This window comes from Dietzia sp. NPDC055877 (assembly GCF_053615975.1).
The window spans coordinates 18,424-37,287 of the sequence record NZ_JBSHCV010000025.1 but is presented as its reverse complement, the minus strand read 5'-3'; the positions used below and the strand labels follow the sequence as shown (position 1 = coordinate 37,287).

The 18,864-nt window shown below is 71.0% G+C and carries 12 protein-coding genes; 5 read left to right on the top strand and 7 right to left on the bottom strand.

Annotation, left to right across the window (positions count from 1 at the left end):
• Nucleotides 1–99 precede the first annotated feature (99 nt).
• Complete coding sequence (gene ppc / locus ACWGLC_RS16850) at nt 100–3,027, bottom strand: phosphoenolpyruvate carboxylase (RefSeq protein WP_452100942.1); 2,928 nt, start codon at nt 3,025–3,027, stop codon at nt 100–102.
• Between the two features lie 90 nt (nt 3,028–3,117).
• On the opposite strand from ppc, the gene ACWGLC_RS16845 reads away from it, so the two are divergent.
• The gene (locus tag ACWGLC_RS16845) at nt 3,118–3,558 is read left to right on the top strand and encodes a DUF4870 domain-containing protein (protein ID WP_452100941.1); all 441 of its coding nucleotides are present in this window, start codon (nt 3,118–3,120) and stop codon (nt 3,556–3,558) included.
• Between the two features lie 33 nt (nt 3,559–3,591).
• Here the strand turns inward: ACWGLC_RS16845 and ACWGLC_RS16840 are convergent, their stop codons facing one another.
• Nucleotides 3,592–4,683 carry an SMP-30/gluconolactonase/LRE family protein gene (locus ACWGLC_RS16840; protein ID WP_452100940.1) on the bottom strand — a complete coding sequence of 364 codons (1,092 nt, stop codon included), beginning with the start codon at nt 4,681–4,683 and terminating at the stop codon, nt 3,592–3,594.
• Between the two features lie 25 nt (nt 4,684–4,708).
• Nucleotides 4,709–6,436, bottom strand: coding sequence for an AMP-binding protein (locus ACWGLC_RS16835; RefSeq protein ID WP_452100939.1), 1,728 nt, complete (start codon nt 6,434–6,436; stop codon nt 4,709–4,711).
• A 212-nt stretch (nt 6,437–6,648) separates the two neighbouring features.
• Between ACWGLC_RS16835 and ACWGLC_RS16830 the strand changes: the two genes are divergently transcribed.
• Complete coding sequence (locus ACWGLC_RS16830) at nt 6,649–7,497, top strand: tyrosine-protein phosphatase (protein WP_452100938.1); 849 nt, start codon at nt 6,649–6,651, stop codon at nt 7,495–7,497.
• Here the strand turns inward: ACWGLC_RS16830 and ACWGLC_RS16825 are convergent.
• The gene (locus tag ACWGLC_RS16825; protein WP_452100937.1) at nt 7,487–7,888 is read right to left on the bottom strand and encodes a hypothetical protein; all 402 of its coding nucleotides are present in this window, start codon (nt 7,886–7,888) and stop codon (nt 7,487–7,489) included. The two genes, ACWGLC_RS16830 and ACWGLC_RS16825, sit on opposite strands and share 11 nt — an antisense overlap.
• 223 nt (nt 7,889–8,111) lie before the next feature.
• On the opposite strand from ACWGLC_RS16825, the gene ACWGLC_RS16820 reads away from it, so the two are divergent.
• Nucleotides 8,112–9,401, top strand: coding sequence for a DNA gyrase subunit A (locus ACWGLC_RS16820; protein WP_452100936.1), 1,290 nt, complete (start codon nt 8,112–8,114; stop codon nt 9,399–9,401).
• Here ACWGLC_RS16820 and ACWGLC_RS16815 read toward each other — a convergent pair.
• Nucleotides 9,394–12,849 (bottom strand): UvrD-helicase domain-containing protein, encoded by a 3,456-nt coding sequence (locus ACWGLC_RS16815; RefSeq protein WP_452100935.1) that lies wholly within the window; start codon nt 12,847–12,849, stop codon nt 9,394–9,396. The two genes, ACWGLC_RS16820 and ACWGLC_RS16815, sit on opposite strands and share 8 nt — an antisense overlap.
• The gene (locus ACWGLC_RS16810) at nt 12,846–15,770 is read right to left on the bottom strand and encodes a PD-(D/E)XK nuclease family protein (protein WP_452100934.1); all 2,925 of its coding nucleotides are present in this window, start codon (nt 15,768–15,770) and stop codon (nt 12,846–12,848) included. The genes ACWGLC_RS16815 and ACWGLC_RS16810 overlap by 4 nt, the downstream gene beginning before the upstream one ends.
• A gap of 124 nt (nt 15,771–15,894) precedes the next feature.
• Here ACWGLC_RS16810 and ACWGLC_RS16805 point away from each other — a divergent pair, with 124 nt between their 5' ends.
• The gene (locus ACWGLC_RS16805) at nt 15,895–16,545 is read left to right on the top strand and encodes a hypothetical protein (protein ID WP_452100933.1); all 651 of its coding nucleotides are present in this window, start codon (nt 15,895–15,897) and stop codon (nt 16,543–16,545) included.
• A 10-nt stretch (nt 16,546–16,555) separates the two neighbouring features.
• Here ACWGLC_RS16805 and ACWGLC_RS16800 read toward each other — a convergent pair whose 3' ends face one another.
• Nucleotides 16,556–17,146, bottom strand: a complete 591-nt coding sequence (locus ACWGLC_RS16800; protein ID WP_452100932.1) for an HD domain-containing protein — start codon at nt 17,144–17,146, stop codon at nt 16,556–16,558.
• 191 nt (nt 17,147–17,337) lie between these two features.
• Between ACWGLC_RS16800 and ACWGLC_RS16795 the strand changes: the two genes are divergently transcribed.
• Nucleotides 17,338–18,681, top strand: a complete 1,344-nt coding sequence (locus tag ACWGLC_RS16795; RefSeq protein WP_452100931.1) for a cryptochrome/photolyase family protein — start codon at nt 17,338–17,340, stop codon at nt 18,679–18,681.
• Nucleotides 18,682–18,864 lie beyond the last annotated feature (183 nt).

The window sequence follows — 18,864 nt, the reverse complement described above, 5'->3', positions numbered from 1 at the left end:
TGTCAAGATGAACGAACTCATCAACGGTGTTGCGCTGGCTCCCTGAGACCGCCCTGGCGAAACGTGTGCCGAACGCTCTTGAGGAGGAAAGGGGGCCGGTCAGCCGGAGTTGCGTAGCGCCGTGGCCAGGCCGTTCATGGTCAGTTGGATGCCGGTGCGGACCTTCGGGTCCTCGTCTCCGGACCGGTAGCGGCGCAGCAGCTCGACCTGCAGGACGTTGAGCGGCTCGAGGTACGGGAAGCGGTTGCGGACGGACCGGGCGAGCGCCGGGTTGTCGTCGAGGAGCGTCTCGTGGCCGGTCACCGACAGCAGCATCTCGCGCGCCAGGTCGAACTCCTCCGAGATGACGCGATGGATGCGCCGGCCCACCTCGGCATCGGGAACCAGCGAGGCGTAGCGGCCCGCGAGATCCATGTCGGCCTTGGCCATCACCTGCGCCATGTTGGACAGCGTGGTGCGCAGGAACGGCCAGTCGGCGTACAGCCGCCGCAGCGTGGTGAGCCGCTGCTCTGGCGAAGAGCTGGCAGAGGATCCGGCAGCGGCGCCGACCGCGCTACCCGCCGAGCCCTCGCCGTCGACCCATTGACGCAACGCCGTGCCCACCCCGAACCAACCGGGCAGCATCACACGCGACTGCGACCACGACAGCACCCACGGAATCGCCCGCAGGTCCTCGACCCCGGCGGTCTGCTTCCGGGACGTGGGCCGGGACCCGATGTTGAGCTCCCCGATCTCGCTGACCGGCGTCGAGGTGGTGAAGTACTCGATGAACCCGGGGTCGGAGTGAACCAGCGACGCGTACGCCTCGCGCCCGAGCCGCGCGAGCTCACCCATCACCTCGTAGGCCTCGCCGGCATCCTCGCCCAGTCCCTCGACGTCCAGCAGCGAGGCCTCGAGCGTGGCCGCGACCAGCGCTTCCAGGTTCCGGCGCGCCCGCTGCGGCTCGGAGTACTTGGCCGAGATGACCTCGCCCTGCTCGGTGATACGCAGCGCCCCCTGCACCGCACCGGGCGGCTGGGCGAGGATCGCGTCGTAGGAGTTGCCACCGCCCCGGCCCACCGCGCCGCCGCGGCCGTGGAAGTAGCGCAGGTGCACGCCGGCGCGGGCCGCGCTCTCGGCGAGATCGCGTTCGGCCTCATACAGCGCCCAGTTGGCGGCCAGGTAGCCGCCGTCCTTGTTGGAGTCCGAGTAGCCGAGCATCACCTCGAGCACGTCACCCTGCCCGCGCACGAGCGCCCGGAACTGCGGGATCGCCAGCGCGGCGTCGAGGATGCCGGGCCCGGCCGCCAGGTCGTCGATGGTCTCGAGCAGCGGGATGAGCCGCACGCCCGACCGCGGCTCGGCCGGATCGCCGGAGAACAGTCCCACCTCGCGCAGCAGGATCGCGGGCTCGAGCAGGTCGGACACGGACCCGCACATCGACACGATGTAGTGCGGCACCACCTCGGGCCCGAGCAGGTCCACGGCCGCGGCCGCCGCCCGCATGACGCCCAGCTCGCGCGCCGCCGTCTCGGACAGCTCCGCGCGCGGGCCGAGCAGCGGCCGGTCGTGCGACAGCTCGGCCAGCAGCAGCTTCACGCGCGCGTCCTCGTCGAGCGCCGCATAGTCCTCGCTCACGCCTGCCAGTGCGAACAGCTCGCCGAGCAGTTCCTCGTGGGACTCCGAGTTCTGCCGCATGTCCAGCGCCTGGAGGTGGAACCCGAACGTGCGCACCGCCCACCGCAGGTCACGCAGGCGCGGCGTCCGCAGCAGGTCGCCGCCGACCTCACCGAGCGCGGCATCGATCACCTCGAGGTCCGCCAGCATCTGCGCGGGGGAGGTGTACGGGGCCGGGGTGGAGGCCTCGTCGTCGCGACCACCGGCCGCAGCCACCGCCCCGGGCGATGATCCCGACGACGACAACGACCTCTCCCGCTCAGCGAGCCGGCGCCTGACCACCCGCACGGCGCGGCGGAACGGGACGTCCTCGCGCGCCGCGGCTCCCGGTTCGTTGGCCTCCGCGAGGGAGTCCGCGAGGTCGCGCAGCTCGGCGGGCACCTCCACCAGGCGCTGCGAGAGGGACAGTTCCTGCTCGAGCAGTCGCAGCTGGTCGGCGTAGTGCCGGTGCAGCAGCGCGGCGGCCTGGCCGGTGGCGAACCGCACCACGTCCCCGGTGACGTACGGGTTGCCGTCGCGATCCCCGCCGATCCACGAGCCGGGGCGCACCATGGGCCGGTCGCCGCAGCCCAGCCGTTCGGCGATCTCCGCGTTGAGCGGCGGGATCACGTCCATGAGCGTGGCCTCGTGGTACTGCAGTCCGCCCAGGACCTCGTCCTCGATACGGGGCCGTTCGCTGCGGATGATGGCCGTCTGCCAGAGGGTGAGCACCTGGCGGCGGATGTCGAGTTCGATCGCCTCGATCTCCGCCTCCGACACCCGGTCGGCGGGGCCGGTGCGCAGGGCGTCGCGGCGACGCATGAGATCGAGTATCCGCCGGGTGACCTGGAAGACCGTCCGGCGGCGCGTCTCGGTGGGGTGGGCGGTGAGCACGGGCGCGACGCGGGCGGTGGCGCGGACGGCGGCCAGCCGCTCGGGATCGGGTTCGACGTCCGCCAGGCGGGCCCAGGTCGCGTCGAGATCGCCGTCCGGCGGGGGCTCGCCGGCGGCGGTGTGGATCCGGCGGCGGCGCTCCTGGTGCAGGTCCTCGGCCACGTTGGCCAGGAGCGCGAACAGTGAGAACGCCCGGATCACCGGGATCACCCGATCGGTGGGCACGTCGGTGAACAGGGCGGCCACCTCGTCGCGGTCGGCCTGCGAGCGGCGGACGGCGAACGCGGTGCGACGGGCGGTCTCCACCAGGTCGAAGACCTCGCGGCCCTCCTGTTCGCGAACGGTGTCGCCCAGCAGTGCGCCGAGGAACCGCACGTCGTCCCGCAACGGGGCGACGGCCCCCTCGAGCGGGTCGGGCCCGTCGGTCGTGACGGCCGGGGGCAGAACGGACTCGGACTGGGTGGGCTCGCTGTGGTCGGGCGCGGAGTGGTCGGCCATGGCGCCAGGGTAGGCGCGGGGTGTGACATCCGCGTGAATCCCCGGGACATCCCCGATGCGGGCCCGCCGCCAGGCGAGGACACTGGAGGCATGACGCAGCAGCCCGGATTCCAGCAGTACGGCGAGCCCACCCCCGGTGGCCCCCACGGCCACCAGCCTGCCCAGCCCGTCCCGGTCGACTCCGAACACCGCACCGCCGCGGCCCTCGCGCACGCCTCCAGCCTCATCGCCATGGTGATCTCGGCCGGGTGGCTGTCCTTCGTCGGCCCGCTCGTGATGTGGCTGATCTACAAGGACCGCAGCCCGTTCGTCCGCCAGGCCGCCGCGGGCTCGTTCAACTTCAACCTCGGCCTGTGGCTGATGAGCATCGTCGGCTGGATCTTCATCATCACGGTCATCGGCATCCCGATCGGTCTGATCCTGCTCGCGGTGTCCTTCCTCGGCCAGATCATCGGCCACGTGATCGGCACCCTCCGTGCGACCAAGGGCGAGACGATGAACTACCCGTTCCAGCTCAAGGTGCTGCGCTGAGCCGCGCGTGCTGAGCCGCTTCTGACTCCGGCCTCAGCCCAGCGCCACGTGCCGGATCGGCCCGTGTAGAGAGGTGACCAGCAGGTCGCCCGGCCCGAAGTCGCCGAACCCGTCGGCCACCAGCACGCTCGTCGCCCGCGGGATCCCGCCGACCAGGACGCACGCCTCGCCGCTGGCCCGGTCGATCCGGTACACCTCGCCGGACGACCACGAGGTCACGAACAGTGCCTCGGCGGTGATGTCGAGATCGTCGAGCCCCCGCGGCGTGGTGGGCGGCGCGGTCAGTTCGGTGGTGGTCCACTCGCCCGGCCGGTCCAGCGGGACGGCGTGCACCATGGTCCGGTCGGTGGACTGCGTGACGTATGCGGTGTCGCCCTCGATCGCGATCCCGTTGGACACCCCGAGTGCCGCCGCCCGCGACCAGTCGTGGTCCACCTCGCCGTCCGCGCCGACCCTGGTCAGCCCGGTGTCCTCGAGGCTCGTGAGATAGCGGTTGCCGTCTGAATCCACGGCCAGCCCGTTCTTCCGGTTCTCCAGCCGGGCCTCGATGCGCGCCTCCGGCCGCTCCGCCGCGGGGTCGAAGGTGACGAGGTCGGAGCGCTCGGCGAGGTAGCCGGTCCCGGCCGCGACGTGCATCCGTCCGTCGGGGCCCGGGGCGATTCCCCCGGGGGCGCGCACGGGGACGCTGGCGACCACCTCGCCGTCGTCGTCGTACGCGTCGACGCGGTCCAGGAACGTCTTCGACACCCACAGGCGTCCCTCGCCGTCGAACGCCATGTTCTCGGTCCAGCCCAGTACCGGCGGTGGGGTGGCGCCGAACGTCATCACGCGCGGCGTGGGGCCCTCGCACGCGCCGATCGGGGCCCCGGCGGAGTCCGAGGACGCCCCCAGGCCGAACGCCGCGTCCGACCCGGCGTCGAGCGCGTCGACCGAGCCCGCGTGGGAGCCCGACGGCAACGCCTCCACCGACCCCGACGCGGGCGCACCGACGGCACCCAGCGAGGTGGCCGCGCCGACCACCGCCGAGCCGAGCGGGTCGGCGGACGCGGCGCCGGTCAGAGCGACGGTGGGGACGACGACGACGGCGACACCGAGGGCCGCGATCACCGGGCGGAGAGGCTGCATGGTCCTATCTTCACACCCCGCTCACTCACACGCCGGCGGGTCGGCGGCCGTGGGTCTCGTACTGGGCGAGCAGCGCGGCGCGGTCGGCGTCGGTCAGCAGGCGGTACTCGCCGGAAGGATCCCGCAGGTAGACCTCACCCGGCTCGGTCCAGGATTCGCGACGCAGGCTCGGCTTGGAGATCTTGCGGGTGGCGGTGACCGGCATCGCCTCGAGGATCCGCACGAAACGGGGCGCCCACTTGGTACCCATGTCGGGCTGGGCGCGGCAGAACTCGCCGAAGGCGGCCGGGTCGAAGCGGGCCCCGGGTTCGAGCTGGATCGCGGCCATCACCTGGTCGCCCGTGCGGGGGTCGGGCACGGGGTACACGGCCACCACGAGTACGCCGGGGAAGCGGTCGAGGATCCGCTCGATCGGGCCGGCGGAGAAGTTCTCGCTGTCCACGCGGATCTTGTCGCCGGAGCGGCCCGCGAAGTAGAAGAAGCCGTCCGGATCCTTGTACCCCAGGTCGCCGGAGTGGAAGACGTCGCCGATATTGCGCTCGGCGGTGGCCTCCGGGTTGCGGTAGTAGCCCTCGAACAGGGCAGCGCCGCTGAGATTGCAGATCTCGCCGATCGCCTCGGCCGCGTTGGCGAGTCCGCCGTCGGCGTCGAACCGCGCGGGCGGGCACTCGCGCCCCTCCTCGTCGAGGATCGCCACGTCCATATGCGCGCCCGCCACCCCGAGCGCGCCCGGCGGGGTGTCGGGGGTCCGGGAGATCACCACGCCGCCCTCGCTGCTGCCGTAGGACTCGCCGGGCGTCACGCCGAACCGGCGCGCGAACTCGGCCCGGTCGTGCACGGAGGCCTCCGTGCCGAACACGATCCGCAGCGCCGTGTGCGCCTCCTCCGGCCGCTCGGGCTGGGCCAGCACATACGATAGGGAGCGGCCGACGTAGTTGACGTAGGTGGCGCCGAAGCGCAGCACGTCGGGCAGGAAACCCGAGGCCGAGAACGTGCGGCGCATCGTGAACGTGCAGCCGACGTAGGCCGACGGAGCGAACGCGGCCATGAGGGCGTTGCCGTGGAACAGTGGCATCGCGTTGTAGGTGACGTCGCTGCGGACCAGCCCCCGGTAGTTGACCGTGCCGAGCATGGCCAGCCGACCGGTCGAGCACATCACGGCCTTGGGCGCACCCGTCGAGCCCGAGGTGAACAGCAGGGCCAGCGGCGTGTGCGGGTCGCGCGCGGTCTCGTCCAGGCGCTGCTCGGACCCGGCGTGCGCGGCGAGCAGCTCCCGCCACCGCGCGGACTCCACTCCCACACTCCCGGCGCCACCGGTGTCCAGGCCGGTGAGCAGCGCGGCGCCGTCGTCGTCGGTGATTATCACGTCGCAGTCGACGCCCCGGATGTCCGAGGCGAGCTCCGCGCCGCGGCGCGTGGGGTTGATGCCGATGATCGTCACGCCCGCCATCGCGGCGCCGCACACCAGGAACAGGTACTCGGGCACGTTCTCCAGCAGGACGCCGACGTGTAGCCGGCGGTAACGCTCGGGCCGGTCGGCGTAGGAGTCGGCGTACTCCCGCGACAGGGCGCGCAGGATCTCCGCGCGTACGGCGGCCTCGGCCACGAACTCGCGCCACGACCATGACGAGTCCTCGAAGCGCAGGCCCGGGTGGTCGTCGGTCGCGCGCTCGAGCAGGATGTCGCCGAACGTCGCGTGCGGCATGGCGTGCCCGGGGTTGAAGCGTCCGGGAGTGATAGCGGCGGGGCCCATGGATCGCGAGAGTAGGCCATGGCGGGGCCGCGTGGCGGCGGATCACCCCGCATTCCTGACACCTGTCAGGGCGCCTCGGCCGCCCCGCCCTCGACCGGGGCGATACTCCACACTCGTCAGGCAGCCGCGAACCATCGGGCGCGGCAATGCGGTAAGAAAGACCTCATGGCGCTCGATCGTCGGCGTCCGGATCACCTAAGGAGCGCAGGATAGTGGCTGGACAGGACCGGAACGGCAGCGCGGGTACGAAGATCGACCGGGGGAACGACGACGACACGGTGGTCCGCAGCCGGATCGAGGGCGCCGACGGAGCGGTCACGCTGTCCGGCATCCACAACTTCCGGGACGTGGCCGGGCCCGGCTACCCGGTCACCCCCGCAGGGGCCATGGCGCGCGGGATCGTCTTCCGGTCCGCCGCGATCTCAGCCATGGGCGGCGACGTCGACGTTCTCGAAACCCTCGGCGTGACCACCATCGTCGATCTGCGCACCGAGATGGAGGTGTCCCAGCAGCCGGACGTCCCGGTTCCGGGTGCGACGAATGTGCAGGTCGACATCCTCCAGGGCAAGTCCAGCGCGGCCACCCTCATGAACTCGGGGATCGTGAGCGTCGACGAGGCGCGCGCCGAGATGGCCCAGACCTACGAGCAGTTCATCCTCGGCGACGCCGAGCGCACCGCGTTCGGCCGGGCGATCACCGCCGTGGCCGGGTCGACGGGGGCGTCGATCGTCCACTGCACCGCCGGAAAGGACCGCACGGGCTGGACCTCCGCGATCCTGCAGCTGCTCGCCGGGGTGTCGCACGAGGACGTGGTGGCCGACTACATGATCTCGCAGAAGAACACCGCGGATCTCACCGAGGCGATCATGCAGTACGTGCGGGTCAAGATGCCCCACCAGGCCGACGCGATCCAGGAGCTGATGGGCGTCGAGGAGGCCAACATGCGGCGCTCGCTCGCGGCGCTCGAGAAGGAGTTCGGTGACATCCGCCGGTACCTCGTCGAGGGTGCCGGGATGGACGGCGACGCGGTGGACGCCCTGGGGACGCGCCTCAGGTCATGATGGTCAGGCCGCCGATCGCGCCGCCGAACGCCACCGCCTGAAGCGCCACGGCGATCACGCGGCCCAGCTCGGTGCCCGCGCGGGCGTGGACCCAGGGCCCGGCCATGGTCACGGCGAAGATCATGACGACGGCCGCCACGGCCGCCAACGTCCCGGCCAGCCGCGACGCCACCAGGTAGACGGCTCCGAGCCCCGCCAGGCCACCGAGTGTGGCGGCGCCCAGTGTGTGCAGTGGGGCCGGCAGGAGCGCCGCGTCCGTGCCCGCCGCGCTGCTGTGCGCGGCGGACGGCGCCGGCGCGGGATGCTCCGGGTCGGCGTGCTCGGTGTGCTCGGTGTGCTCGGTGTCAGGCTGCGGGCCCTCCCACGCCTGCAGTGCCAGACGGTTACTCATACTTTTGACCCTACGTAGTTCTGTCGCGACGAACCTTCCACAATCCTGAAGATTGCAACCGGTGGGCGTCGCCGCAGGTCAGCACGGCGATGTGGTCAGGAGATTTCGGTCACAGCCCCCGTGGTCGAGGCGGAGAACGGACGGCTGATCCGGGCCGAGTACGCGTAGGATTCCGGGCGTCCGGTGCCGGTCGGGCCGGATGTGTGAGAGAACGGGGCCGTGAATGGGTGCGATCAGTGCAGATGGGGGATGGTTCGGACCCGGGGATGATCTCGAACGCGCGTATGACGAGGCCGAGGCGATTCTGTTGGCCGCCGAAGACCTCGACGCGGTCATGGAGGTCATCCGGGAGGCGGAATCCCCGGTCGAGGCACGGCGCGCGCTCAAGCTCGGATTCGGCTTCACCGGCCGCCAGGCGGCGCTGCTGCTGACCCTGCCGGTCATGTCCTTCACACGCTCCGAGCGCAGACGTCTCGACGACGGTCGTCGCGCACGGATGGACCTCCTGGCCGACGTGACGGGCGCGCTGCCCGCGATCCCGGCCGCCGGGTCTGATCCCGCTCCGGCGCCTGAACCCACGACACCCGCGGCGTCCTACACCGACTCCCATTCCGAAGACCCTCACTCCGCCCGCTATGCCGCCGACCCGCAGTGGGACGCCGCGCCCGCTTCCGACTGGAGCACGGACTTCGGCGCGGCCTTCGACGGCGTCCTGGCCGGCATCAGCTCCGCGATGGAGAAGCCCGAGATCGAGGCGCCGCCGCTTCTCTCGGTCCCGCCGGAGCCCGCGCCCCGGGCCGTGGCGGGCACCCCGGGACCGCCGGTCGTTCCGGCGCGAGCCGCAGCCCCAGCCGCGGGCTCGGCTGCGGACTCGGCTGCGGACTCGGCCGCGGGCTCGGCCCGCCCGGCCCGGCGCTCGATGTCGGCGCGCGAGGACGCGTCCGCCGTGTTGAACGAACAGATCGGCGAGCTGTGCGACGCGATCGCCATGATGGTCGGCGTGCGGCCACCGACCGGGGCGTGGTCCGATGACCCGCGCTCCTCGTCCGATGAGTCGGGGGCGCTGCTCGACAGCTGCGGGGTGGACGACCAGGCGGGCATACGTACCCTGCTGTGGCATCTACGTCGGACTGGTCTGGACTCCCTGGAAGGGCTGTTCCCGTTCGCCGAGCCGCTCTCGGCCGGCCAGGGTTTCGATGCGCAGTCCGTCCGGTTCGAGAGCGCGATGTCCGAGGGCGGGCTCGGGTCCCGGCCGGGCTCCGATGTTCGATGGGCTTCTCGTCTGTGGCCGATCGCCGAGCGCCGTGGCTTCGGCTACGCGGTCGTCTACGGTGACGGCTCCGACGCCGGCTCGGTCTGGGCGTACGGCGGCGACGAGCCGCTGCACCGCCTGTGGGACTCGGTGGTCGACCTGCTCGTGGAGCTGTACCAGTCGTTGACGACCGGCTCGTCCTGCGACGCGGCCGTCGGGGCTGTCGTCGACGGCCGCGTGGTGTGGACCAACCTCAGCTGAGTTCGCGCGTCACCACCGACGCCCGCGGGCCCCGGCAGAACACGAGCTCGATCCGCGACACAGTCCTGCCGGTGGCCGTGGCGAGCAATTGCGCATACGCGCACAGCTGGAGCAGGTACTCGTCGACGGTTGTCGGTGAGACGGCGACATCAGTCTTGTAGTCGACGACGGACAGCGTGCCGTCCGGCTCGTCCACGACGAGGTCCACCACACCGTCCACCGCGACCGTCGCCCCGTCGGTCGTGGTCAGGGGGCCGGCGACCGGCAGCTCGGCCCAGTGCCGCATTGTCGCGGCCCGGCGAACGGGCTCCGAGGTCAGCGCGGTTCGGGCCACCGCCACCATCTCGGCGACAGCCTCCGGCGTGCGGGCGCTGCGCAGACCCCCACTCAGCCCCAGGGCCTGAAGCTGCCCCTCGGCCCAGCCCTGCCACTCGCTCAGAGCGGCGGCGGTGTCGGCTTCCGGGTTGTGCAGCGCGGCCAGGTCCGAGTGCTCGGCCAGATAGTGCACAGCCGTCCCCACGTCGGGCCCGGCGGCGATCGGAGAACTGCGGGGCTTTGCCGGGAGTTCCTCCGCCCGCGCGGGAGCCGGGGCGAACCGCTCACGCAGGGCGGTCGCGAGCTGCTCGGGGAGGGAGGGCGTCCCCTCCGCATCGCCGGACTCCCGCTCCGCGCCGTCGAGCACGCCCAGTGTGCCGGGTTCTGCGGGGTCCGCGGGGTGGACGATACGTGTCGCTGACCAGCCTGCGCGTTCGGCCGACCGGGCGGTGATCTCACGACTGCGCTCGGCCCACTCGAGCGCGTCGGGGATGTCGACGGCCGGCACCGGTGCGCTCTGCAGCATGTCCTTCCCGTACTCCACCAGCGCAGGCGCATCGGATTCCTCGACCACCGACCCGAACAGCGATCCCCACAGTGAGAGAGGCTTGGGCTTGGCGGCCTTGGACAGTGCGTACCCGTGCCCGGACACGGCCAGGCGGCTCTCGGCCCGGGTCGTGGCCACGTATAGAAGCCGGATCCGCTCGGCCCGCGAATGCTCCCTCTCGCGGTCGGCGGCAGCGGCGAACGCCGGGTCGCGCACGGTCGTCGAGAACCGTGCCACGGGTCGCGGCGGCTCGTCCTCGGTCCAGAGCAGTCGCGCCCGGTCGTCGGGCCATTTTCGGCTCATTCCGGCGAGGACGACCATCGGATACTCCAGTCCCTTGGACGCGTGGATCGTGGTGATGCGCACCGCATCCACGCCGATCTCGGGGATCGCCGCCTCGGGCACCCGGGCGTCCTCGGCGGTGAGCGACAGTGCCCAATCGGCGTACTCTCGCAGGTCAGCGCGGGCGGGATCAGCGGCCGATTCCTCCCACTGCCAGGCGTGCTCGATGACGAAGCGGATGCGCCGCCACAGGTCCCGACGCCGCGGTGACTCGGCAACGGATTCGAACACCATGCGGTCGTTGACGAGCCTTTCCAGCAATTCGCCTGGCCGCCGGGTCTCGAGCGAGAGCCCGGAAAGGTAGCGCATCGCCTCGGCCACGGGTGAGTCGTCGAGTTCGTCGGGTACGCGGGCGTACGGCGACCACGTGCCGCCTGCCGCATGCCAGCGCAGCAGATCGTCGTCGCCGCAGCCGAACAGCGGGGACCGCAGCGCTCCCACGAGCGAGGCCTCGTCGGCGGTGTTGGCCATGGCCCGCACCGCCAGCAACAGCTCGCGGATCTCGGGAGTCCCGTAGACGATCGACGACGCCTCGGTCCGGTAGTCGATCCCGGCGTGGTCAAGGCAGGTCTCCAGCATCGGCAGAGATCCGCGCGATGGCAGGAGGATGGCGATGTCGCCGAGCCGCAAGGGGGTCTGCTCCCCGTCCTTCGACTCGTGGGTCCAGCCCTCTCGGATCGCGGTGGCGATCACTCGTGCCACATCGGCCGCCTCGGTCCAGTGGCGCCGCTGACCGTCGTTGGCGTCGTCCGGGCAGTGCTCGGGAGCGTCCTCGGTCCGGAAGACGAACGGAGCCGGCCCGTGCTTCGGATCGTGCGCGGGCCGCGTTGGCGCCGGGGCGAGTGCGCGGTACTCGGGTTGGATCCCCTCGATCGGGAGCAGTACCTCGCCGAACACCGTGTTCACCCACTCCAACACCGCCCGCGAGCACCGGAAGTTCGTGCTCAGCTGCTCGACCTCGACGGAGGGATCGGACTCGTCGCGGCCCCCGCGGGCGCGGAGGTAGGTGGAGATGTCGGCACGCCGGAACCGGTAGATCGACTGCTTGGGATCTCCGACCGTGAACAACCGGCCGGGTTCGGAACCTGGCCCGTCTGCGGCGGCGGTGAGCAACTCCGCCAGGTCCAGCTGGATCGGGTCGGTGTCCTGGAACTCGTCGATGAGGATCCGTCTGTACTGGTCTCGGACCCGCTCGCGGACGGCGCGGTCGTGAAGCAGCTCGCGGGCCAGCACCAACTGATCGTGGAACTGCAGGGTGCCGTGGTGACGCCGCTCGTCGGCGTGCCTGCGCACTACCGGGATGAGAGCATCCAGGGTCAGCTGGATGCGGGGCCGCCAGTGCGTGGCCATGACTTTCTCGCAGATCCCCGGCAGCTGTTTGATCTCATCCTTGATGCCCTTGACCACGTCGGTGCCTCCCCAGTTGGGGCCCTTTCCACCGTTTCCGGGCCCGACGGGCTTACCCAGCAGTTCGACCCATGTGGGCGAGGATGTGGCATCGGCAAGAGCTGCGTCGAGGTCCTCCAGCCAGGTCTGGTGCTTCCCGAGGGTCTGGTACAGCAGGTCTGTCTCGTCCTGGCAGGAGTCGCGCCAGCCCACGATCGACCCGACGGCCGCGACGACCTCGTCGAGGTCGGGATTCGGCGGCAGCTGCGCGCCGTCGTGGAGAGGCATGGCCGGCAGCCGGTCCCAGTCGCGGTGCAGTGCCTCGACGACCTCACGGAACGAGGTGGGGCCCACCCCGGCGTCGAGCATGTCGTCGACGGCCCGCGCGAGGTCGCCGCCCCGGGTCGCGGTCGGACCGCTGCCGAACAGGAGGGTGGCGCACTCCTGCCAGAGGGCGTCGACGGCGGCGGACTCGGCGGTGTCCTGCTGGGCGGTGACCCGTGGCGGAATCCCGGCCTCGAGGGGGTTCTCGGACAGCAGCCGCAGTGCGAACGAGTGCAGCGTTCCGATCGCGGCCGTGTCCAGCCCCGCGAGCGCCGCGTCGGCTCGGCGGTCGCCCTTGTCCCGCTCGTCGACCAGGTGCACGCGGAGCCGGTCGCGGAGCTCAGCGGCGGCCTTCTCGGTGAACGTGATGGCAGCGATCTGGTCAATAGGCACTTCGTCGTCCAGTAATAGCGCGCTGAGCCGCCGGACCAGCGCGTACGTCTTTCCCGTGCCGGCTCCCGCCTCGACGAACAGGGTGGCGGAGGTGTCGGACTCGACCCGGTCGCGGGCGGTCTGATCGGCGAGATCGGTCATGGGCGCGACTCCGATTCGTTCTGGGTCTGGTCGGCACTTCGCAGGCCGGCGAACGCGGGATGGGTGGTCATCGGTTCTGTGGTGGAGAGCACGGCCCAGGCGTCGTCGAGGTCGGTGCCGCCGAGGATGTTCGCCAGTTCGCGGGACGAGCCCCGGCCGCCCTTGAGCGGGAACCATCCACGCTGGAGGGCGTCCACCAGGTGACCGACGTCCGCACGAACACGGTCCAGTAGCTGGTCGGTGATCGCCAGGCCGATCTGGGTGAACTCCCCTTTCTCGGTGCAGTACCAGTACCGTGCCTCGCTCACCGGCAGGTCGCGGGCAGCAGCCGCCGCTTCGGCGTAGAGCGGCAGCTGGAACCTGGTGCCCGACCTGGTGGGGTCCTCCGTTGTCGGCTGGTCGTCGTCCTCGGGCTTCCTGCCGGTCTTGTAGTCGGTCACGCGCTGGGCTCCGGACCGGTTGTCGATGCGGTCGATCGAGCCGGCGAGCAGCAGCGACGTGGTGCCGGTGGAGGTGGTCACCTCGTAGGGGATCTCGAGTACCTCGCCGGCGTCATCCGCCCGGCCGAAGCCGAGCTCGGTCGCGGTGGGGCGCCAGCCCTGGTCGGCATCGGCCGTGTCCTCGTCGAACCACCGGTCGAGCTCGGCCCGGAGCAGCAACTCGCGGCGCCGCCACAGCGAGGCGACGAGCCCGGGGGACGACGCCACAACGGCATCGCACTCCGTCTTGAGCGCGGACATCAGCAGGTCCCGGTCCGGTCCGGAACCGATCTCGATCCGGTCGTCGACGTAGCGCTGGAGGATCGTGTGGACGAGGTCGCCGTAGTCGCGTAGATCCATCTCGATCGCATCGGCGGGATCATCGAGTGTTCGGACCCGAAGGATGGTGCTGAGGAAGAACAGGTACGGGCTCTGGGCCCAGTCCTCGAGACGGGTCGGAGAGAGCGGGCGATCCAGCACCGTGAGCAGATCCGCGGCAGTGGAGACGTCCCCGGTGAACCGGGTGAAGCGGCCCAGCCGGCGATCGGCGCGCAACTGATGCGCGCGCACGAGCAGGTCGGGTGAGTCGGCCCCGACCCGCCAGGCGGAACCGGCGAGTGTCCGGATGCGCAGTTCGGCGGAGGTCGCGGGGTCCGAACCGAGGACGGGCGGCGGGTTGAGGATGCCGTCGACGAAGGACGGCACGGCGGTGACGGTCGGACATTCCGCGACCGCCTCCTGCCAGCGGGTCGCGTGGACCTTGGCGCCCGCGAGCCGGGACAGTGTGGGCAGCAGCCACCGGGAGGGGATGCGGTCCCCGCCGCCCCGCATCGACCCCCGGGGGAAGGAACACAACCGATGCGTGGCGCCGGCGACGAGGGCCAGTTGCAGGACCCGGTACCGCTCGTCGAGTTGCTCGGAGGCGGACGGCTCGACCGCGCCCTCGGGAAGCAGCGGATCGGGTCGGCCCAGCACCGGCAGCAGGCCTTCGGCCATGCCGACCACGCACACCGTGTCCAGATCCCGTCCCACGGCGTCGTCGATCGGTCCCAACGCGACCCCTGCGCCTTCGTCACCGATGCGATCGGTGATCGGGTCAAGACGCGAGGAGATGGCGCCCACGACACGATCGCGGGTGATGGCGGGCGCGATCGTGTCCAGGTCGGCCAGCGAGGCGACGACCGCCAGCACTGCCGCACGGTCCGGGCTCTGCCGGAAGACCGCCGTCACGAGGCGATCCGCCGCCTCGGCGGTCTCCGCCCAGGACGCCGCGGTATCGATGGCTGCCAGTCCGGAGCGGATTCGCGTGATCAGGTTCAGCACGGCGGCGGCCGCCTCCCGGTCACGTTCGCTCAGCTCTGACGGTTCGACGCGCAGCGACTCGGCCAGGCGGTCCCAGTCGGCGCCTCCGATCACGGGGAAGCGCGTGCGTGTCAGTAGCTCCAACCGGCGGGAGGACACCTGCTTCCCGCTCTCATCGGTGGCGACCACGGCCCCCTCGGCCACGATCGACAGCAGCTCCGCCCGCCCCATCAGGTCGCGATCCATCTGCAGCAACCGGATCAGCGACCGGCCGGCAGCCGAACGGCCTACCCCGGAGTCGCTCGGCCCGTGAACGGCGATGCCGGCCTCGGCGAAAGCTCGGTGCAACAGGCGCTGGTAGGGATCCGGCGAGGGGTAGTACACGCCGATGCGGTGGCCCGGGATGCCGGAGGCGAGTCGCGACCGGACGAAGCGGACCACCGCCCGGATCTCATCGTCCGAATCCGAGGCGTGAAGCACGTGGGTGCCGGTCACCGCGCTCTCGGTGTCCGGCTCCGCAGCGGAGGCCAGGTGGTCCGACCCGGTGCCCGGTACCGCCTCCCCCCCGCGGGCCTTGAGCACCGCCCGCAGCCGTCGCTCGACCTCGGTCCCGCGCAGCGGCGCCGCCACGATCACGCTCCCGAGGAGCTCCAGCCGCTCAAGGGCCGTGGTGACCGCTTCGAACTGCGTGTAATACGCGGTGCCGGTCCGCACGAGGGCCTCCCGCGAGAGACGGAGTACTTCTTCGTGCAGCGGTGTCTCCGGCGCGACCGACCCGGGCTCGACTGTGCCCAGCCGGAGGCAGGCCCGGGCCACGGCCTGCCCGGTGAACGGCTCCGTGGCCACCGCCTGCAACCGGCCCGGGTCGGAGTCCAGCGCCTTGTCCACCGCGGCGGCCAGCAATGGCAACGGCAGGGCGGCCCGTGGCGCCAGAGCGGGAGCCGCCAGCTCGGCGACGACCTGCGCCGCGGTCCGCACCGCCACGTTGGCCGCGCCGCCCGACAGGGCCAGTGCCCGGACGAGGTCCCGAGCCGCCCCGAACGACGGCACGATCACGGTGATGCGGGAGAGAGGATCGCGCGCTCGGACACGACGAACCGCGTCCGCGACTGCGGTGGAATGGGCCTGGAATCCGGTCACAAGGCCATGGTGCCCCACGGGTACGACATCGCCGGTGGGGACGGATGGCAGCGACGCCGGTCAATCGTGGAGAGGGCCTGCTACCGTCCGATCACATTGATGGGCGCGGCCGGGGGAGAGATCGATGACATACGACGGGCACGGTGGCGGGGCAGGCTGGGGTGGCTATCAGCCCGAACAGAAGCGCGGGATCTCCGGCCCGATGACGGCACTCATCGCCCTGCTGACAGTCCTGGTGTTGGCACTGCTCGGTGTGGTCGCCTATCTCTTCCTGCGTCCTGGCGGACCCTCCGGAGACGGGCAGGCTCGAGGTGTGGTGGCCTCGTCGTCGTCGACCACCGCGGCGCAGCCTTCGCAGTCCCCTGTCACCGAGACCGTCTTCACCACCCCGCCGCAGCGCGAGACGGTCACGGTGACCCGCGAGGCGCCCGCGCCGCGCCCGAACCCGTCGGCGGGGTACCCGTCCGGCGCGGACTACTCAGGGTGGCTGGACAACCGCCAGGCCCGGTGCAACGCCGGCGACCCCGCGACAATGATCGGAAGGACCACGCAGGCGTCGTTCTCGATCTGCATCAACCCCGACAACGGTCGTTACTACTACCGCGGGTCGGCCGGCGGCTCCGGGGTCGAGGTGGACGATCCGGTCGTGGCCGGCGGCACCGCGACGGTCGCCAACAACGGCGTCGTGTACTCGATCAGTCCCGCGGGCATGGTGATCTACGAGGACGGCGCCGTGATCTCCAGCCAGTCCATGGTCTCCTTCTGGGCCGACTGACCTGCGCAGATCAGCCCGTGGGTGCGAGCGTGGCCACGTCGTCCACCGCCCGGCGCAGTTCGCGCGACGCCGCGCAGTCCCCGAGGCGCTCGCCGACGGTGTCCGCGATCGCCCGGTAGAACCACAACTTCTCGTCCGGCCCGGCGTTGAAAAATCCCCACATCTCGTCGCCGAGGCGACCGTGCGCCGCGACCATCGATCGCAGGTTGTGGATCTTGTCGGCGGCCGAGATGAGCAGGCACTCCGGGGAGTCGTCGGCCAGCTGCGCGAGGTAGCCCTCCTTGCGCACCCGCCACGGCGGCGTCTCCTGACCGGCGGTCTTCTCCTCGGAAACTCCGCGCACCATCTCGGTGACGCGCTCGCCGAAGTCGGCGGTCATGTCGGCGGCCGAGTACACCGACGGCGGCACGTCCTCCAGCACGTCGTGGAGCAGCGCGGCCACCACAACGTCCTCGTCGGTGGTGAAGTCGGAGACGATCATCGCCACCGCGACGGGGTGGGCGATGTAGGGCGTCGGGTCGTCCTTGCGGGTCTGGCCGGCATGGCATCGGGCGGCCACGGCGAGCGCGCGGTCGACGGTGGGGGTCCAGGTGAGTGGCATGAGGAACTCCTCGGGGGAGAGATCCCGGCGTCGGGCGACGCCGCCGGGTGGTGGCCGCGGAACCGGGGTCCCGGCCACACCCCGAGTAGACACCACGGGTCCGACACGACGGCATCGCACGCCCATCCGTGCGGTGGGCCGCTAGTGTCGGTGCGGTCCGGCGTTCCCGTTCCCGGACGGTCGGGAGCAGTGTGAGTACCTCGATTGTGTGGTTCCGCCGTGATCTGCGGTTGGCGGACCATCCAGCCCTCCTCGCCGCTCTCGAATCCACGGATGAGGTGCTGCCGGTGTTCGTCCGTGATCCGGTACTGCTGTCTGGCGGAGGGGAACGGGTGGAACGACTCGAGGCGTCCCTGGCGGCACTGTCGGAGTGCATGGACGGCAGGCTGGTGGTGCGCACCGGAGACCCGGCGGCGGTGATCGTCGACCTGGCCGACGAGGTCGACTGCCGGCAGGTGCACGTCTCGCGTGAGCCGTCACCCTACGGTCGGCGCCGTGATGACCGTGTCCGGACCGAGCTCGAACGCCACTCTCGCGAACTGGTGGAGACTGGCTCACCGTACGCCGTCGGACCTGGACGTATCCTCAATCGCTCGGGTGAGCCCTACAAGGTGTTCACCCCGTTCTCGCGCGCATGGCACGACCACGGGTGGCCTGGGCCGGGTCGCCTACCAGCGGACGTCACGTGGGCCACGGCACCGGGCGAGGGGATGATCGGGCGTTCCTCCGGAGCCGGCGAGGCCGCTGCGCTCGACCGCTGGCGCGCGTTTCTCGCCGAGGATCTGGCCGGCTATGAGGAGGGGCGAGACCGTCCTGATCTCGACACGACCAGTCGACTGTCAGTGCACCTCAAGTATGGCGAGATCCATCCACGGACGATTCTGGCCGAACTCGCCGCTCACCAGTTCTCCTCCGGAGACGGGGCGCACCGGTTCGTCACCGAGTTGGCGTGGCGAGAGTTCTACGCCGATGTCCTCTGGCATCGACCTGATTCGGCGTGGGGAGACCTACGCGACGAGCTGTCCGAAATGCCGTATGACGACGGGCCGGAGGTGGCTGGTCTGGTGGAGGCATGGAAGGAGGGGCGCACCGGGTACCCGTTCGTGGACGCGGGGATGCGGCAACTTCTCGCTGAGGGGTGGATGCACAATCGCGTCCGGATGGTGACCGCGAGTTTTCTGGTCAAGGACCTCCACGTGTGGTGGCCGGTGGGCGCACGTCACTTCCTGTCCCTGTTGCTCGATGGCGACATCGCCTCCAATAACCACGGGTGGCAGTGGGTCGCCGGGACAGGGAGCGACGCGTCCCCGTTCTTCCGGGTATTCAACCCGGTTACCCAGGGGCGACGGTTCGATCCGCAGGGTGATTACGTGCGGCGGTGGGTTCCCGAACTCGCCCACCTGCAGGGAAGCGATGCCCATGAACCGTGGAAGAACTCCGCAGGGTACGACCACGGGTACCCGGAGCGGATCGTCGATCACGCGGAGGAGCGCCGCGAGGCACTGCGCCGCTATGAACTCGCACGGGACGTGTGACGTCCGCATATGTGTGTAGACGGCATCGTTTCGTCGTTGTCGCCGCAGTGGAGGTCGGCGCCTCCCGGAACCATTCGCGGTAGTCGCCCCGTCGTAGAGGCTGACGCACTGTGATGACGACGACGAGGTGAGCCCAAGTTGGCGCTCCGGCGGGAACGCTGTTCGGACCGGCCGTCTGTATGC